We start from the raw sequence: 16765 nt of genomic DNA, 5'->3' as shown, positions 1-16765 counted from the left end.
CTACGTCACGCCGCATTGCGGGAAATGCGGCGACGCGGTATGTGGCGACCATGACAAACGAGATTGCCTCACCGACTGAAGAGAGCGGCTTCCTGGTGGCCGCGCTTTACCATTTCGTCTCTGTTCCGCGCTTTGCGGAGCTGCGCGCGCCCTTGCAGGCACTCTGCGAGGAGAACGGCGTGCGCGGCACGCTGCTGCTCGCCCATGAGGGCATCAACGGCACCATCGCCGGTCGTGCCGCCGGCATCCGCGCGGTCCTCTCCTTCCTGCGCAGCCAGCCGGAATTCGCCGGTCTCGAGCACAAGGAAAGCCATGCGGCCGACATGCCCTTCCTGCGCATGAAGGTGCGGCTCAAGAAGGAGATCGTGACCATGGGCGTCGAGGACATCGACCCCACCCGCTCCGTCGGCACCTATGTTGCGCCGGCGGACTGGAACGCGCTGATCTCCGACCCTGACACAATCGTCATCGACACGCGCAACGACTACGAGACCGCCATCGGCATGTTCAAGGGCGCGGTCGATCCCAACACCAAGACCTTTCGCGAGTTTCCCGATTGGGTGCGCGAAAACACCGGCCTGCACAACAAGCCGAAGATCGCCATGTACTGCACCGGCGGCATCCGCTGCGAGAAGGCCACGGCCTTCATGAAGGAACAGGGCTTTGACGAGGTCTATCACCTCAAGGGCGGCATCCTGAAATATCTTGAGGAGATTCCGCAGGAGGAAAGCCTGTGGGAGGGTGCGTGTTTCGTCTTCGACGAACGTGTCTCCGTCACGCATGGCCTTGAGGAGGGCGAGCACCGGCTTTGCCGCGCCTGCCGTCATCCGCTCACGCCGGAGGATATTGCGTCGCCGCTCTACGAGGCCGGTGTGTCCTGTCCGCATTGCCATGCCACGCGCAGCGAGGACGATCGCCTGCGCTTCCGTCAACGACAGAAGCAGATGGACCTGGCACGGCAGCGCGGCGAGCGCCATCTCGGCAAATAACGCCGGCGCCGGCATCAGCCGGTGCGATGGTTGCCCTTCGGAAATTGCCCGGCCAGCGCGCTGTACCAATGGCCGCTCTTCTTCACCGTGCGCACCTGTGTTTCGTAATCGACATGCACGATGCCGAACCGCATGCGGTAGCCTTCCGCCCATTCGAAATTGTCCATCAGGCTCCAGGCGAAATAACCGCGCATCGCGTAACCTTCACCGATCAGGTCCGCGGTGACGCCGAGATGGTCGGCGATGTAGTCGAGCCGCATCCCGTCATTCACCGCGCCGTTCTCGACTTCGGTGTTGTCGCAGGCGCCGTTCTCCGTGATGTAGCAATCCGGAAGCGCGTAAGCGGCGTTGAGCTTGCGGACGAGGTCGCCGAGTGCCGGCGCATAAACCTCCCAGCCGATATCGGTCCTCGCAGCGGAAACCGGTGGCGCATCGACCGTTGCCGGGAAGAGCGCCGCCTCCGACGGATCATGCGCGACACGCATCGGGGTGTAGTAGTTGAGCCCCCACCAGTCGAGCGGCTGGGCGATGGTCTCCATGTCGCCCGCCTCGATCTTCGGCATGCGATGTCCGAGCGCCGACAGGAAACGCTCGGGATACGCGCCCTTGAAGACCGGCCCGAAGAAAACGCCGTTGTGGAAATCGAAGGCGCGGTCGGCAGCGGCCTTATCCTCATCGCTGTCGCTGCCGGCATAGATGCTGTGCGCGTTCAGGACGAGCCCGACCGGCAGGTTGGGCCGTTCGGAGCGAATGGCGGAAACACCAAGTCCATGCGCGAGGTTCGTGACGTGCAAAGCGTGCAGCGCGGCGTCCATGTTACGCTCGCCGGGCGCGTGGATGCCATAGAGATGGCTGAGCCACACGGAGCACCATGGCTCGTTGAAGGTCGCCACCGCATCGAGCCGGTCGCCGAGGCGCGCGATCGTGGCTTTGGCGTAGCGCTGGAAGGCGTAGGCCGTCCGGCGCGCCGTCCAGCCACCATCGCCGGCCAGCATGAGCGGCAGGTCCCAATGGTAGAGCGTCGCGAACGCCTTGATGCCGCGTGCCTTGAGGCCATCGACAAGGCGGTCGTAGAAGTCCAGCCCCTTCTCGTTTATCGGTCCCGTCCCCTCCGGAATGATCCGCGGCCATGCGATGGAGAAGCGGTAGGCTTCCACGCCGAGATCCTTGATCAGGTCGAGATCCTGGTCCAGCCGGTTGTAGTGATCGCATGCGACATCGCCGTTGTGGCCGCCATGGACCCGACCCGGCATGTTGGAAAAGGCATCCCATATCGACGCTTTCCGGCCGTCCGCCTTGGTGGCGCCTTCGATCTGGAACGCGGCGGTCGCCACGCCAAAGACGAAATCGCCGGGAAAGCGGTCGGCAAGAATCTTGGGATCGGTCATGGCGGCCCTTTCAGTATGATGAAACCACTGCAACGTCGCCGTAAAAGTGGCAGCGTGAAAAATCAAACGGTTTCTGGAGAGCCACGGCGCGCGCTGACGACCGTCTTCTATTCATATGTAAATCAGATGACACTTAATCAGTAATTAGGCTTCGTCGCCTAAGCTGCGTCAGGTTCTGCGGGGATAAGGGCGTGGTACTCAGAATTCCGAAGCATCTCGTGCGCAAGGGCATGTTCATCGAAACGGTGGAATGCCCGGTTACCGAATTTCAGGCCCGACGCTTTCTGATCAAATCCGAAGATGCGGTTCGCGCCATTCTGGCCACATCAGCCACCCACGCCCTGGTCAACCAGCAACAAAGCACGATCGACGTGGATGCCGTGATGAACGGCGCTGCGAAGGCGCAGGAAGAACAACGCCAGCATACACTCGAAACGGTGTCCCAATCGGCGCGCTCCCTGCGCGAAAGCTTCCTGGCGGCGCAAGCCGGCACGCTGAAGATCGAGACGCTGGGGCCGGTCGCCGACGAGATTGCCGAGCGCATCGAGGCCGCACCCGATGTCTTTCTGGAGGTCACGCGCCTCAAGACGAAGGATGAAGGAACCTATGTTCATTCGCTGGCCGTCAGCGCGCTGATGATGCAGCTCGCCCGCGCGCTGGGATACGATGACGATGCCGTACGCGAACTGGGCGTCGCCGGCCTGCTGCATGACGTCGGCAAGCTGATGGTTCCCAACGCCGTGCTGAACAAGACCGGCAGGCTCGACGCGAACGAACGCCAGCTGGTCCGCAATCACCCGGAAGTCGGCTACCGCATGCTCAAACAGCAGGGCAATGTTTCCGGTATCGTTCTGGATGTCTGCCGGCTGCACCACGAAGCCCTTGACGGCACAGGCTACCCGCTCGGCCTGAAGGGCGACAGGATCAGCGCCGAGGTGCGGCTGGCCACCGTGTGCGACGTCTTCGAGGCATTGACGAGCGCCCGGCCCTACAAGAAGGCCTGGTCGACGAAGGACGCCATCAACTGGATGTTCGATCACAACCAGATGTTCGACACGAAGCTGGTCCTGCGCCTCGGCAGCATGTTCTCATGATGGTATCGCAGCCGCCGCGAAGATGCGGCGGCCACGGGGTTGCGGTTCTCAGATCTTGATCCAGGCGCCGTTCTTCTTTGAAGACTGCACGCAGGCATCCACAAAGAGCATGCCCTTCAGCCCATCGTCCACCGTGGGATAGACAACGGCGGCATCGACGGGCGCGCCATTGCGCTTGGCATAGATCGCGCGGGCAGCTTCCGAATAGATATTCGCAAAGCCTTCGAGATACCCCTCCGGATGACCGGACGGAATGCGGCTGACACGGCCGGCTGCGGCGCCGGCGCCGGCGCCGTTGCGGGTGATGAGGCGCTTCGGCTCGCCGAAGGGCGTGTACCAGAGATAGTTCGGATCGGCCTGCACCCATTCCAGGCCGCCCTTCGTGCCATAGACGCGAACCTTCAGGCCGTTTTCGTGACCGGGCGCGACCTGGCTGCACCACAGCATGCCCTTGGCGCGCGCACCGTCCTTCTCCTTGAAGCGCATCAGGACATGGGCGTTGTCGTCGAGCTTGCGGCCCGGCACGAAGCTGTCCAGATCGGCCGAGAGTTCTTCAAGCTCGAGGCCCGAGACGAAGCATCCGAGATTGTAGGCGTGCGTTCCGATGTCGCCCGTCGAGCCACCCGCGCCCGACTTGGAGGGGTCCGTCCGCCACGCCGCCTGCTTCTGGCCGCTCGACTCGATATCCTCGGTCAGCCAGTCCTGCGGATATTCCATCTGCACCAGGCGGATGGTGCCGAGATCGCCGTTTGCGATCATCTCGCGGGCCTGCCGCACCATCGGATAGCCGGTATAGTTGTGGGTCAGCACGAAGAGGGCGTCGCTTTCGTCGGCCAGCTTCTTCAGCTTGCGCGCATCGCCGAGCGTCGAAGTCAGCGGCTTGTCGCAGATGACGTGGATGCCGCGCTTGAGGAACTCCTTGGCCGCCTCGTAGTGCACATGGTTGGGCGTGACGATCGCCACCGCCTCGATACCGTTCTTCAGCTTGGCCTCGCGGATCGCCATTTCCTTGAAGCTGCCATAGCTGCGGGCCGGGTCGAGGCCCAGTTCGCGCGCCGACTGCTCGGCCTTTTCGGGCGAGGAAGACAGCGCGCCGGCGACCAGTTCGTAGTGATCGTCGAGCCGGGCTGCCATGCGGTGCACCGCACCGATAAAGGCGCCGGAACCACCGCCGACCATGCCGAGCCGGATCCGGCGTTCGCGCGTTTCGCTTGCGCTTCCTTCGATTGCCATCCTTTGGTCCTCCTTCACGTTTCTCGCGGGGCAAGCCCCATCCGGTCTGCCGGCCACCTTCGCCCCGCGAGCGGGAAGGGAGATAGGCCGCACCGTTATCCAACCTTCACCACTGCGTGGGCGAACCCTCTCTCCCGCATGCGGAGAGAGGGACAGGATCATCCTTAAAGCCCCAGCATGCGCCGGTTGGCCGCCTCGTCGGTACCGCCGTCGGCAAAGTCGTCGAAGGCCTTGTCCGTCACGCGGATGATATGCGCCTTGACGAATTCCGCGCCTTCGCGGGCACCGTCCTCGGGATGCTTCAGCGCGCATTCCCATTCGACCACGGCCCAGCCGGCAAAATCGTTGGCCGCCATCTTGGAGAAGACGGCGCCGAAATCCACCTGTCCGTCACCCAGCGAGCGGAAGCGGCCTGCGCGGTTGACCCAGCCCTGGTAGCCGCCATAGACGCCCTGCCGGCCCGTCGGATTGAACTCCGCATCCTTCACATGGAACATGCGGATACGATCCTTGTAGATGTCGATGTTGTCGAGATAGTCAAGGCATTGCAGCACATAGTGCGAGGGGTCGTAGAGCATGCAGGCGCGGGCATGATTGCCGGTGCGCTCCAGGAACATCTCATAGGTTATGCCGTCGTGCAGGTCTTCGCCGGGATGGATCTCGTAGCAGACGTCCACGCCATTCTCATCCGCATGGTCGAGCAGCGGCTTCCAGCGCTTCGCAAGCTCGTCGAACGCGGTCTCGACAAGACCGGCCGGGCGCTGCGGCCAGGGATAGACGAACGGCCAGGCGAGCGCGCCCGAGAAGCTCGCCATGGCGTTCAGGCCGAGATTACGCGATGCGGTCAACGCGAGCTTTACCTGTTCGACGGCCCATTCCTGCCGGGCCTTCGGATTGCCGCGCACTTCGGGTGCGGCGAAGCCGTCGAAGGCCTCGTCATAGGCGGGATGCACGGCGACCAGCTGGCCCTGAAGATGGGTGGAAAGCTCGGTGACCTCGACGCCGTTCTCGCGCGCTTTGCCGGCGAATTCGTCGCAATAGGTCTTGGATTCCGCCGCCTTCTTCAGGTCGATCAGCCGCGCGTCCCAGGTGGGAACCTGCACGCCCTTGTAACCGATATCGGCGGCCCACTTGGTGATGCTGTCCCAGGAGTTGAACGGCGCGGCATCGCCGGCGAACTGTGCAAGAAACAGGGCCGGGCCCTTGATCGTCTTCATATTCGGCTTCCTCCCATGCACCCGGCCGCTCCCCGCGACGGGTTAAAGATATTCTTGCGGTACGTACCGCAGATTTTGAAAACTAGCGACCTTTAACAGTGCGGGCAATGCGAAATCGACGCGCCCGCCAATGAAAGGCCGCCCGGAACACGATGTCCCGGGCGGCGCATCAGGAATGGATCAGAACGGCGAATCCGGGAAGTAGAAGTCCTTCGCGTTGTCCTTCGTCACCAGCGTCGCGTCGATCGTGTAGACGCCGCGGACCGGAACCTGACCGTAGAAATGGGCAGCCGCCATCTCAAGGGCGGTACCGACCATTGCCGGCGGATAGAGAACATCGACGGGGATCATCTTGTCGCCGTCCATGACCTTCTTGATCATGTCCTTCGAACCGGCGCCCGCGACGACATACTGGATGTCCGTGCGGCCGGCCTGCTCGATGGCCTGGAGAACGCCGACGGCCATGTCGTCGTCCTGGCACCATACGACATCGATCTTCTGGTACTTGGTCAGGTAGTCCTGCATGACCTTGAAGGCATCGTCGCGGTTCCAGTTACCGTACTGACGGTCGAGAACCTTGACGCCCGAGCCTTCGATGCCCTTGTCGAAGCCGTTCTGGCGCTCCTGGTCGATCGGGATCGGCATGCCGCGGATGACGACGACTTCGGCTTCCGGCGTGGTCTCCTTGATGTACTGACCGGCCACTTCACCGAGCGCGAAGTTGTTGCCGGCGACATAGAGATCGCGCACGGTGCCGTCGTTGACGCTCGGCGCGCGGTCGACAAGCGCGACGAAGGTGCCGTTGCCCTTGATTTCCTTGATGGCGTTGACCAGCGGATCCGGATCGGTCGGCAGGATGACGAGCGCGTCGATGCCCTGCGTGGCAAGATCCTGCACGGCATTCGCCTGGCTTGCCGGATCCGGCGAGGTCTTGACCACGACGTTGAGGCCCGGATGGCTGGCCATGAGCTGCTTGGCGACACGCTCGGCATGATAGATCACGCCTGCCGTCCAGCCGTGGCTGGCGGCCGGGATCGAGACGCCGATCGTGACCTTCTTCTCTTCCTGGGCGTGGGCGAAGCCGGCAAAGGCGGCAACCGCGGCGACCGTCAGGCCCAATAGTTTCTTGCGCATGAGTTTCCTCCCAAAAGCAGGTCTTGCTTCGTGGCCGGGCGACCTGTGAACCCGACTGTTCTCCCACAACCCCGGCCGCCTTGTGCTGTGGCCGGAATTGCCTGGCTTACGACTTGCGTACCAGCGAGCGCTGGACGAGCATCGCAATGATGATGATCGCGCCCTGGATGGCCCCGATCAGATATTCGCTGATGAAGTTGGAAAGCAGCATGATGTTGCCGACCAGTTCGAGAATGAAGGCGCCGCAGATCGTGCCCCAGACGCGCCCTGCCCCGCCCTTCAGCGCCGTGCCGCCGACGACGACGGCAGTGATCGCCTGCAATTCCCACAGAATGCCGGTGGTGGCCGAAGTGGAGCCGAGACGCGGCACATAGAGCAGCACCGCAATCGCCACACAGACCCCCTGGATGACAAAGGCAATGGTGCGCACGCGGTTCACCGGAATGCCGGAATAGCGTGCGACATCGCTGTTGGAACCGACAGCGACCACATGACGGCCATAGCGGGTGCGGTAGAGAACGAAGGCTGCGACGATCGTCACCGCCAGGATGACGACGATCGGAACCGGCACGCCGAGAATGCTGCCGAAATAGGCCGGCCGATAGAGCGCCTGCAATTCCGGTTCGCGCAGCGTGATCGCGCCGCCCTGCGATAGCCAGGTGGTGAGACCGCGATAGATGCCCATCGTGCCGAGCGTGGCGATGAAGGGTTCGATCTTGCCGACGGTGGTGATCAGGCCGTTCGCCAGGCCGCAGCCGGCGCCGATGATGATCGTCAGCGCCACCGCAGCCGCCAGCATCAGCGACGGATCGGCAATCGCACCGGAATTCATGAAGAGGATCATGATGCTGGCCACGAAGGCCACCATAGACCCGACCGAAAGATCGAGGTCGCCCGACGAGATGACGAAGGTCGCGCCAACCGCGATGATCGCGATGAAGGCGCTGCGTGTCGCCACGTTCGCGAGATTGTTGAGCCCGATGAAATTCGGATTGACCAGCGCACCGACGATCAAAAGCAGTGCCAGCGCCGCAAAGGGCGCGACCGCTCTCAGGTCGATATCTCGCCAGGTGCGGCCCCTCGCGCTGGTTTCTGCCGCGTCTTCGCTTGCCGTCATGTTCGTCCCCGACGTGAATGCGTTGTTGTGTTGCCGCCCGCCCTTTAAGGGTCAGGCAGCGGTCTTTTTCTTGAGGCCGGCCGAGTAGCGCATGATCTCCTGCTCGGAGATCTCTTCGCCTTCGAGAATGCCGACGATCCGCCCTTCCCGCATCACCGCGACGCGGGTGCAAAGCCCGATGATCTCCGGCATCTCTGAGGAGACGACGATGATCGACTTGCCGTCGCGCGCGAGCGCGGAGATGAAGTGATAGATCTGCTGCTTGGTGCCCACATCGATGCCGCGCGTCGGCTCATCGATGATGATGACGTCGGGCTCGGTTTCCATGACCTTGGCAAGAAGAAGCTTCTGCTGGTTGCCGCCCGACATGCGGCCGGCGACGACGCGGCCGTCGCGCACGCGGATGTCGAAGCGTCGGCGCGCCCGCTCCAGGGCGGCCGCTTCGCTCTTCGGGCTCAGGTAGCCATGGTCACCGTGCCGATCCAGCGATTGCAAGGTAAGGTTCGCCGTCATGCCGGAGTTCAAAAGCAGGCCCTTGTGCTTGCGGTCCTTGGTCATGTAGGCGATGCCGACGCGATTGGCGGCATGCACATCGCCTGCCGGCACCGGCGTGCCGCGCACGGACACTTCTCCCGCCGTACGGGACCTGAGACCGGCAACCGCTTCCATCAACTCCGTGCGCCCGGACCCGATAAGGCCGGAGAAACCGAGGATTTCGCCCTTGCGCACATCGAAGCTGGCGTCCTGCACGTAATGCGTCGACAGTCCCGTGACGGAAAGCATCACGTCTTCGTCGACGCTCGGCTCCTGCTTGGCCGGGTAAAGGCTGGAAAGCTCGCGGCCGACCATCAGCTGGGCAATGGACTCGCCGTCGAGAATGCTGGTCGGCGCCGTCTTCACCCATTGGCCATCGCGCAGCACGGTGACGCGATCGGTCAGCTCCATCACCTCGTCCAGCTTGTGCGAGACGAAGACGAACGAGGTGCCCCGCTCGCGCAGCTTGCGCACCTGGCGGAACAGGTAATTGGTCTCCTCGCGGGAGAGAACGGCCGTCGGCTCGTCCATGAAGATGATGCGCGCATCGCGGCTGATCGCCTTGGCGATTTCCACCATCTGCTTGTCGGCGATGGATAGCGAACTGATCAGCGCATTTTCATCGACATGAGAGCCGAGCTGATCGAGCACGCGGCGCGTTTCCGCACGCATGAACTTGCGATCCAGCACCCCGAAGCGCGTGACTTCGCGCCCGAGGAAAAGGCTCTCGGATACCGTCAGGTGCTCCGCGAGATTGAATTCCTGGTGGATGATGACGATGCCGAGCGCCTCGGCCTGGCCGTTCGGCGGCAGTTTGATCGGCTGGCCGTCGAGAAGGATTTCACCGGAGGTGGGCTGCTCGAAGCCCGAAAGAATCTTCACCAGCGTCGACTTGCCGGCGCCGTTCTCTCCCATCAACGCATGGATTTCGCCGGCGCGCAGCTCGAAGTTGACGCTGAACAGCACCTGCACGCCGTTGAACGACTTCGAGACACGGCGTGCGGCCAGAACAACGGGTGCGCCGTCGGCAACGTCCGAATTCATCGATTTCCTCCCTGCGGCTCCTCGACCGCTTGAGCCCTATGTAAACCTTTACACGATCTATGTAAAGGTTTACATCATCGGACATCAGGAATTTTCATCAAGCGTCGTTTGACCCTCGGGCCAGTCTGTGTAGTGTCCCGCAAATCGTTTGTACCAGCCGTTCCGGATAGAGAATCGTTTCGCATATCTGGAACCGTCGCCGCCGAGTGAGAGCCAGTTTGTCGATGTCCAGCCCAGCCACGATCGAGGATGTCGCGCGTATCGCGCAAGTCTCGATCGCGACCGTGTCGCGGGCGATCCACACACCGGAGAAAGTGGCCAACTCGACGCGGCTGAAGGTGAACCAGGCGATCGCCATCACCGGCTACACGACCAATGCGATGGCGCGCAGCCTGCGGCTTGGCCGGTCGAACATGATCCTCGTGGTCGCACCCGACATCGGCGATCCGAACTTCTCCAATATCCTCGTCGGCCTTGAGAACGAGGCGCGCGCGCACGGCTACGGCATCCTGATCGGCCATACGCAGAACGATCCGCAGCGCGGGCTGGAATATCTGAAGTTCCTCAATTCGAACCAGGCTGCCGGGCTGATCCTCTTCACCGGCATCCTGCCCTTCGGGCACCAGAGCATGACGGCACGGTTGCCGCCCAGCGTCGGCGTCTTCGAGCCCGTCTATAATGGCGGCATTCCCTATGTCGGCGTCGACGATATCGAGGGCGCACGCAAGGCGATCGATCTGCTGATCGCCGAAGGCCACCGCAAGATCGCCTTCGTCGGCGATTCACGCACGCGCCTCGCCTATGCCCGCCGGCGCCAGGGTTATGACGCGGGGCTGGACGCAGCGGGCGTACCGGAGAGCGACCGGATCGTGCTGGAGGGCGACGGCACCATCGAAAGCGGACGGCTTGCGCTCGAACAGCTCTTCATGCGCGACACGCTGCCGAGCGCCTTCATGTGCGTGAACGACCAGACGGCCATCGGCGTCATGATCGGGCTTGGCGCGCGCGGCTATGACATTCCGAAAGACTTCTCCGTCACCGGTTTTGATGACGTCCCGCAAGCGAGCTTCATGAGCCCGTCGCTGACGACGATCCGCCAGCCGCGCACGGCCATCGGCAAGAGCGCCATGGCGCTGCTCTTTGAACTGCTGTCAGACAGCGAGCCGGCCGAAACGGAAATCCTACTGCGCCCCGACCTCATCGTGCGCAATTCCGTCTCGGCACCTTCGCGGCGTTTCCAGAAGCGCTAAACCTCAGCCGTAGCGCCGCTCTTCGGCAAAGGATGCTGCCCGGGCGCGCCCGGCCGAGACCGTGAAGCTGTCGACCAGCCCTTTCAGCTTCGTGCTGATCTGCATCAGGCTGTGCGTGGCGGCATTGGTCTCTTCCACCATGCCGGCATTCTTCTGCGTCATCTGGTCCATGCTGACGACGGCGGTGTTGATCTCTGAAATGCCGGCGGATTGCTCGCGCGCGGAGCTGGCGATGGCATCGATATGCCCGTTGATATGGACCACCTGCTCGCCGATATGGCGCAACGCCTCGCCGGTCTTGTTGACCAGGGATACGCCGAGCAACACATCCTCGAAGGACTTGTCGATCAATGCCTTGATTTCCTTGGCGGCCTCGGCGGATTTCTGCGCGAGTTCGCGAACCTCCTGCGCCACGACGGCAAAGCCCTTGCCCGCCTCGCCGGCGCGGGCGGCCTCGACGCCGGCATTGAGCGCCAGAAGATTGGTCTGGAAGGAAATCTGGTCGATCACGCCGATGATCTGAGTGATCTGACGCGAAGAATCCTCGATCGCGCTCATCGCCGATACGGCCTGCTCGACGACGGCGCCGGAGCGGCGCGCCTCCTCGGTGGCGCTGCCCACGACGCGCCTCGCCTCCTCCGCGCGGTTGGCGGCTTCGCGTGAGATCGTGGTGATTTCCTCGACCGCCGCCGCAGTCTCTTCCAGCGAAGCCGCCTGCTGCTCCGTCCGCCTGGACATGTCGTTCGTCGCGGCCACCAGCTCGCTGGAATTGCCGGCAGCGTCCTCGGCCGCGGCGGCAATGGAGCCCAGCGTATCGTCGAGCTTGCCGATGGCGGCGTTGAAATTGGATCGCAGCCGCTCGAACTGCGGCGCAAGCGGCTTGGTGATGGACGCCGTCAGATCGCCCCCGGCCACACGGTTCAAAGACGTATCGAGCGCGGCAAGGGCCTCCTCCTGCTCGGCATTCTGCGCCTGCCGTTCGGTCTCGACCTTGTCACGCTCTTCCTGCAACGCTTCGAGATATACCGAGATCGCATAGTCCATGTCGACGAGCGCGGCCTTGACGATGGACGAAACCTCCTCGCTCAGCGCCGCTGCCTTCTTGCGGAAGAGGAAGCCTTCAAGATGCTTGGCGATGACGTTCTGAAGGATGGAATCGAGGATCAGCGCATAGCCGCCGATATACCAGCGCGGCTCGAGCCCGAGGCGGGCATGCGTCTTGCCGATCATCGTGACCGCGTCGACATACTGCGCATCGAATGTCGCCGAACCGATCAGTTCCCAATGCTTGATCTGGCGGCCCTTCGCGCCCTGGATGTGCGCCTCGCTGGAAAAGAAGCGCGCGGTCTCGGGCGTCGCGCGCGCCTTGCGGTAGAATGTGTCGAGCGCACCGTCCAGCGAAGCGGAAATCGTCGGCAGGACGCGCTTCAGCGCTGCGCGCTGCGTCACGTCGAGATCGACAAACTGGAGGCGGTCATTCAGCTGCTTGGTCTTGGCATCCTGCGCGGTCATCGGAAATAGTCCTGGTGGCCGCCCCGGAATCAATCAAAGGTTGAGGCCACGACACCCCTGATTCCCTTTAACTCTTGGGAATGATGGTAAATAAAGCCTATATCGCCACCGAAAATCGCACAAAACTTGATGGACATCAATTTTATAACGTAATGCGGACAACTGAAACGATACAAAATACAACCGGCCTAAGACTAGAATTCTACATAACGTAACGTAAGGCAGTACATCTGCCACGGGCGAGGCTTCAACCGTCTGAAACGAAGAAGGGCGCCAGCGGCGCCCTTCGTATAGTCTGTAAAGCGCAATCAAACGTAGCGGTTGACCACGTTCTCCAGATATTCCTGACGGCCGGAGCGCGGCTGCGGATTGACGTTTCCGTTGACCACATAGGCTTCCAGCGCTTCCAGCGACGAACCGCCCGACAGGATCTTCTGCGCTTCCGGCGTCTGCCATCCGGCATAACGATCGGCGAGCGGCGCCGACAACGCCTTGTCCTCGATCATCTTCGCCGCAGCCTTCACGCCGCGCGCGCAGCAATCCATGCCGCCGATGTGACCGATCAGCAGATCCGCCGGATCGATCGACTGGCGGCGCAGCTTCGCATCGAAATTGGTGCCGCCAGTCGTGAAGCCGCCACCGGACAGAACCTGGTAGAAGGCCAGCGCCATTTCAGGCACATTGTTCGGGAACTGGTCGGTGTCCCAGCCGGACTGATAGTCGTTGCGGTTCATATCGATCGAACCGAAGATGCCGAGCGCATTGGCCAAAGACAGCTCGTGCTCGAAGGAGTGGCCGGCCAGGATGGCATGGCCCTGCTCGATATTGAGCTTGACCTCGTTTTCCAGGCCGTACTTCTTGAGGAAGCCGTAGACCGTCGCGACATCGTAGTCGTACTGGTGCTTGGTCGGCTCCTGCGGCTTCGGCTCGATGAGGATCGCGCCCTTGAAGCCGATCTTGTGCTTGTACTCCACCACCATGTTGACGAAACGGCCGAGCTGGTCGAGTTCCTGGCCGATATTGGTGTTGAGCAGCGTCTCGTAGCCTTCACGGCCGCCCCACAGCACATAGTTGTCGCCGCCGAGGCGGTGCGTGGCGTCCAGGCAGGTCTTCACGGTCGCAGCGCCGAAGGCGAAGACGTCAGGGTCGGGATTGGTGGCGGCGCCGCCCATGTAGCGGCGGTTGGAGAACAGGTTTGCCGTGCCCCACAAAAGCTTGACGCCGGTCTCGGCCTGCTTCTTCTCGAAATAGTCGACGATCTCGTTGAGGTTCTTCGTGTTCTCGATGAAGTCCTTGCCTTCCGGGCGCACATCCGCATCGTGGAAGCAGTAGAACGGCACGCCGAGCAGCTGGAAGAACTCGAAGGCGACGTCTGCCTTGAGCTTGGCTGCCTTCATCGTGTCGTCGAACCAGGGACGCTCGAAGGTCTGGCCGCCGAAGGGGTCGCCGCCCGGCCACACGAACGTGTGCCAATAGGCGACGGCGAAGCGCAGATGGTCCTCCATGCGCTTGCCCAGGACAATCTCATCCGGATTGTAATGGCGGAAGGCGAGCGGGTTGGTGCTCTCGGGGCCTTCATATTTGATCTTGGCGATATCGCCGAAGAAGCCGGTGGACATGGTGTCTCCTCTCGTTCTCGTTGGTCAGTAGGCAGCGCGGATCGCCGGGTAGAGGCGGCGGTAGCGCTGATAGGCATCCTCGTAGGCGGCCGACAGCGCTGCCTCCGGATGGATCGTCTCCGCCGTCGCCGGAGGTGTCAGGATGTCCGTCGGGTTGGCGCCGGTCGCAGCGATCAGGCCGAGGCGTGCCGCACCGAAGGCAGCGCCGAAGTCACCATCCGCCGGCAGGTCGACCGGCAGGCCGAGCGCGGTGGCGATGGACTTCAGCCAGTAGCGCGAACGCGATCCGCCGCCGATGGCGGTGACGCGCGTGAGCGCGGTGCCGGCGGATTTCAGGGCTTCCAGACTGTCGCGAATGGCGAACGCGACCCCTTCCAGCACGGCTTGGGTCAGAACCGTGCGGTCGGCCTCATGGCCGAGACCGAGGAAGGCGCCGCGGATCGTCGCGTCGTTGTGCGGCGTGCGTTCGCCGGAGAGATAGGGCAGGAAGGTCACGTGGGACGGCGTCTTCAGCGTATCGCCCAGCTCCTTCGTCAGGTCGGCGGCGGACGCGCCGGTGACGCGGGCGTGCCAGTTCAGCGCATCCGTGGCCGAGAGGATGACGCCCATCTGGTGCCAGGTGTCGGGAAGTGCGTGGCAGAAGGCGTGCACGGCGCTTTCCGGATTGGGCAGGTAGCGGGCATTGGCCGCAAAGAGCACGCCGGATGTGCCGAGCGAGACGAAAGCCGTGCCCTCGCGCACCGTTCCCATGCCGCAGGCGGAGGCGGCGTTGTCGCCGGCGCCGCCGGCAATGACGATGCCCTCGCGAAGGCCCCACTTCGCGGCAAGCTCCGGCCGCAACGTTCCCGCCGGCGCGGTGCCTTCCACGAGACCGGGCATCTGGCTTTCATCGAGCCCCGTTGCTGCAAGCAACTCGCTGGACCATTTGCGTGCGCCCGTGTCGAGCCAGGATGTGCCCGCCGAATCCGACATTTCCGAGAGATGCTCGCCGGCGAGCCAGAGGCGCAGGTAGTCCTTGGGCAGCAGCACCCAGCGCACCTTGGCGAAGATATCCGGCTCATTGTTCTTCACCCAGGCGAGCTTGGGCGCGGTGAAGCCCGGAAAAACGATATTGCCGGTGATCTTGCGGAAGCGCGGATCGGCATCCAGCGCTGCCGCTTCGCGGTGGCTGCGCGTATCGTTCCACATGATGCAGGGCCGGAGAACCTTGTCATCGGCGTCGAGAAGCGTCGCACCGTGCATGTGGCCGGAAAGACCGATGCCGCGCACGGCGGAAAACGCGTCGGGATGGGCCGAGCGCAGGCCTGCGATCGCTTCTTCCGTGGCGCGGATCCAGTCGGCTGGATCCTGCTCGGACCAGCCGTCGTGCAGCCGCGTGGTCGTGACTTCCTTGCTGGAGGCCGAGCCGACGACGGCCTGGTCGTCGCCGATCAGCATGGCCTTGACGCCCGATGTGCCGAGATCGATCCCGAGATACATGCGCTTCTCCCTAATTGCCGGCCGCGCCGGGCGTATCATCTGCGCCCGGTTCGGACGGAAGATTGTCCTTGATGAAGATTTCGAGCCGGATGCGCTCCTGCGCGGCAATCACCGGCAGGCCATCGGCCTTGGCGCGCAGCACGCGAATGGCGCTGCGCACCTCATGGCCGGCATCCTGGTTGAGCACGGCATCGACCAGTCCGCCTTCGAGCGCGGCGCGGGTCTCGTCGGTCACTTCGTGGGCGATCACGCAGAGGCTTCGGGCCGCGCCGGTCGCAGCAAGCGCCTTCACCAGTCCCCGGTTGCCCGCGCCGAGGCTGTAGATGCCGGCAAGATCGGGCACGTCGGCGAGACATTTGGCGATGAGGCCGAAGGAAAGCTCGGGATCGTCCTGTCCTTCCAGCACGGGCAGGACCGCGCGGGATACCGGCATGGCCGACATGGCGGCCAGGAAGCCTTCGAGGCGTTCACCGTGGTCGCGCACCCGCATCGAGCCCGCGAGCACCGCGACCGGCCCGGGCCTCTCGCCCAGGAACCGCCCCATCAGGCTGCCGGCGGTGCGGCCCGCGGCGATGTTGTCGACGCCGATGAAATGGTCGCGGCCGGAATTGGCAAGGTCCGATACGAGGGTGACGAAGGGTATGCCGGCCTCGCGCGCCCGGCCGATCGCAGCCAGCACCTCCGGCGCATCGACCGCGACGGCAGCGATACCGGCAACCGCCCGTTCGATCGCACCGTCGATTTCCCGTGCAAGAGCACGACCATCGAAGGCCGGAACCGTCACCACGGAAAGCTGCGTGCGCTCGACCATCGAATGGGCGCCGGCGCGACGAACCTCGTCCTCCAGCCCGCGCATGAACGGATTATCGCCCTCGGGCAGGATGAAGACGAGCGGATAAACACGGCTCTTGGCAAGATTGGCCGCAGCCACGTCGCGGACATAGCCGAGCTCGGCGATGGCCCCTTCGACCTTGGCGCGTGTCACGCCGCGCACACCCGGCCGATCGTTCAGAACCCGATCGACGGTCGCGAGGCTGACGCCTGCCCGTTCGGCAATGTCGTGAACTGTCGGTCGCATGTCTCCTCCGTGGCCAGACCCTTAGAGGAGTTTTTGATGTACGTAAATCAAAAAAATGGATCGACGCTTCGAAACCG

13 protein-coding genes are annotated in these 16765 nt (G+C 63.3%); 3 read left to right on the top strand and 10 right to left on the bottom strand.

The window, feature by feature from the left end:
- Positions 1-50 precede the first annotated feature (50 nt).
- Positions 51-989 (top strand): oxygen-dependent tRNA uridine(34) hydroxylase TrhO, encoded by a 939-nt coding sequence (gene trhO / locus B5M41_RS04580; protein WP_134646011.1) that lies wholly within the window; start codon positions 51-53, stop codon positions 987-989.
- Between the two features lie 14 nt (positions 990-1003).
- Here the strand turns inward: trhO and B5M41_RS04575 are convergent, their stop codons facing one another.
- Positions 1004-2377: a GH1 family beta-glucosidase gene (locus B5M41_RS04575; protein WP_134646013.1), complete on the bottom strand. Its 1374-nt coding sequence runs from the start codon at positions 2375-2377 to the stop codon at positions 1004-1006.
- A gap of 191 nt (positions 2378-2568) precedes the next feature.
- On the opposite strand from B5M41_RS04575, the gene B5M41_RS04570 reads away from it, so the two are divergent.
- The gene (locus tag B5M41_RS04570) at positions 2569-3471 is read left to right on the top strand and encodes an HD-GYP domain-containing protein (protein WP_134646015.1); all 903 of its coding nucleotides are present in this window, start codon (positions 2569-2571) and stop codon (positions 3469-3471) included.
- A gap of 48 nt (positions 3472-3519) precedes the next feature.
- On the opposite strand, the gene B5M41_RS04565 is transcribed toward B5M41_RS04570, so the two are convergent.
- The 5 genes from B5M41_RS04565 to B5M41_RS04545 form a co-directional block, all read right to left on the bottom strand.
- Positions 3520-4704, bottom strand: a complete 1185-nt coding sequence (locus B5M41_RS04565) for a Gfo/Idh/MocA family protein (RefSeq protein ID WP_134646017.1) — start codon at positions 4702-4704, stop codon at positions 3520-3522.
- Positions 4705-4868: 164 nt separating this feature from the next.
- Entirely contained in the window at positions 4869-5921 is a 1053-nt protein-coding gene (locus tag B5M41_RS04560; protein WP_134646019.1) for a sugar phosphate isomerase/epimerase family protein, read from the bottom strand.
- 180 nt (positions 5922-6101) lie between these two features.
- The gene (locus B5M41_RS04555) at positions 6102-7055 is read right to left on the bottom strand and encodes a substrate-binding domain-containing protein (RefSeq protein ID WP_134646021.1); all 954 of its coding nucleotides are present in this window, start codon (positions 7053-7055) and stop codon (positions 6102-6104) included.
- Positions 7056-7161: 106 nt separating this feature from the next.
- Positions 7162-8172 carry an ABC transporter permease gene (locus B5M41_RS04550; protein WP_134646023.1) on the bottom strand — a complete coding sequence of 337 codons (1011 nt, stop codon included), beginning with the start codon at positions 8170-8172 and terminating at the stop codon, positions 7162-7164.
- 51 nt (positions 8173-8223) lie between these two features.
- Positions 8224-9750, bottom strand: coding sequence for a sugar ABC transporter ATP-binding protein (locus tag B5M41_RS04545; RefSeq protein WP_134646025.1), 1527 nt, complete (start codon positions 9748-9750; stop codon positions 8224-8226).
- A gap of 218 nt (positions 9751-9968) precedes the next feature.
- Between B5M41_RS04545 and B5M41_RS04540 the strand changes: the two genes are divergently transcribed.
- Entirely contained in the window at positions 9969-11000 is a 1032-nt protein-coding gene (locus B5M41_RS04540; RefSeq protein WP_134646027.1) for a LacI family DNA-binding transcriptional regulator, read from the top strand.
- A 3-nt stretch (positions 11001-11003) separates the two neighbouring features.
- Here B5M41_RS04540 and B5M41_RS04535 read toward each other — a convergent pair whose 3' ends face one another.
- From B5M41_RS04535 to B5M41_RS04520, 4 genes are all read right to left on the bottom strand, one after another.
- A complete protein-coding gene (locus B5M41_RS04535) occupies positions 11004-12512 on the bottom strand; it encodes a methyl-accepting chemotaxis protein (protein WP_134646029.1) in 1509 nt (502 codons plus the stop codon).
- Between the two features lie 308 nt (positions 12513-12820).
- Positions 12821-14131, bottom strand: coding sequence for a xylose isomerase (gene xylA / locus B5M41_RS04530; RefSeq protein WP_134646031.1), 1311 nt, complete (start codon positions 14129-14131; stop codon positions 12821-12823).
- 24 nt (positions 14132-14155) lie between these two features.
- On the bottom strand, positions 14156-15610 hold the full coding sequence (xylB, locus tag B5M41_RS04525; protein WP_134646033.1) for a xylulokinase: 1455 nt from the start codon (positions 15608-15610) through the stop codon (positions 14156-14158).
- Positions 15611-15620: 10 nt separating this feature from the next.
- Positions 15621-16688 (bottom strand): LacI family DNA-binding transcriptional regulator, encoded by a 1068-nt coding sequence (locus B5M41_RS04520; protein WP_134646035.1) that lies wholly within the window; start codon positions 16686-16688, stop codon positions 15621-15623.
- Between the last annotated feature and the right edge of the window lie 77 nt (positions 16689-16765).

This window comes from Shinella sumterensis, from assembly GCF_004514425.2.
GTDB lineage: Bacteria > Pseudomonadota > Alphaproteobacteria > Rhizobiales > Rhizobiaceae > Shinella > Shinella sumterensis.
The sequence above is the reverse complement of the archived record's forward strand: the minus strand, read 5'-3'. Positions and strand labels throughout refer to the sequence as shown.

What these genes read in the sequence shown, in the direction of transcription:
- trhO (WP_134646011.1), top strand. Translation starts at nt 51, where the DNA reads ATGACAAACGAGATTGCCTCACCGACTGAAGAGAGCGGCTTCCTGGTG.
- B5M41_RS04575 (WP_134646013.1), bottom strand. Translation starts at nt 2,377, where the DNA reads ATGACCGATCCCAAGATTCTTGCCGACCGCTTTCCCGGCGATTTCGTC.
- B5M41_RS04565 (WP_134646017.1), bottom strand. Translation starts at nt 4,704, where the DNA reads ATGGCAATCGAAGGAAGCGCAAGCGAAACGCGCGAACGCCGGATCCGG.
- B5M41_RS04560 (WP_134646019.1), bottom strand. Translation starts at nt 5,921, where the DNA reads ATGAAGACGATCAAGGGCCCGGCCCTGTTTCTTGCACAGTTCGCCGGC.
- B5M41_RS04555 (WP_134646021.1), bottom strand. Translation starts at nt 7,055, where the DNA reads ATGCGCAAGAAACTATTGGGCCTGACGGTCGCCGCGGTTGCCGCCTTT.
- B5M41_RS04550 (WP_134646023.1), bottom strand. Translation starts at nt 8,172, where the DNA reads ATGACGGCAAGCGAAGACGCGGCAGAAACCAGCGCGAGGGGCCGCACC.
- B5M41_RS04545 (WP_134646025.1), bottom strand. Translation starts at nt 9,750, where the DNA reads ATGAATTCGGACGTTGCCGACGGCGCACCCGTTGTTCTGGCCGCACGC.
- B5M41_RS04535 (WP_134646029.1), bottom strand. Translation starts at nt 12,512, where the DNA reads ATGACCGCGCAGGATGCCAAGACCAAGCAGCTGAATGACCGCCTCCAG.
- xylA (WP_134646031.1), bottom strand. Translation starts at nt 14,131, where the DNA reads ATGTCCACCGGCTTCTTCGGCGATATCGCCAAGATCAAATATGAAGGC.
- xylB (WP_134646033.1), bottom strand. Translation starts at nt 15,610, where the DNA reads ATGTATCTCGGGATCGATCTCGGCACATCGGGCGTCAAGGCCATGCTG.
- B5M41_RS04520 (WP_134646035.1), bottom strand. Translation starts at nt 16,688, where the DNA reads ATGCGACCGACAGTTCACGACATTGCCGAACGGGCAGGCGTCAGCCTC.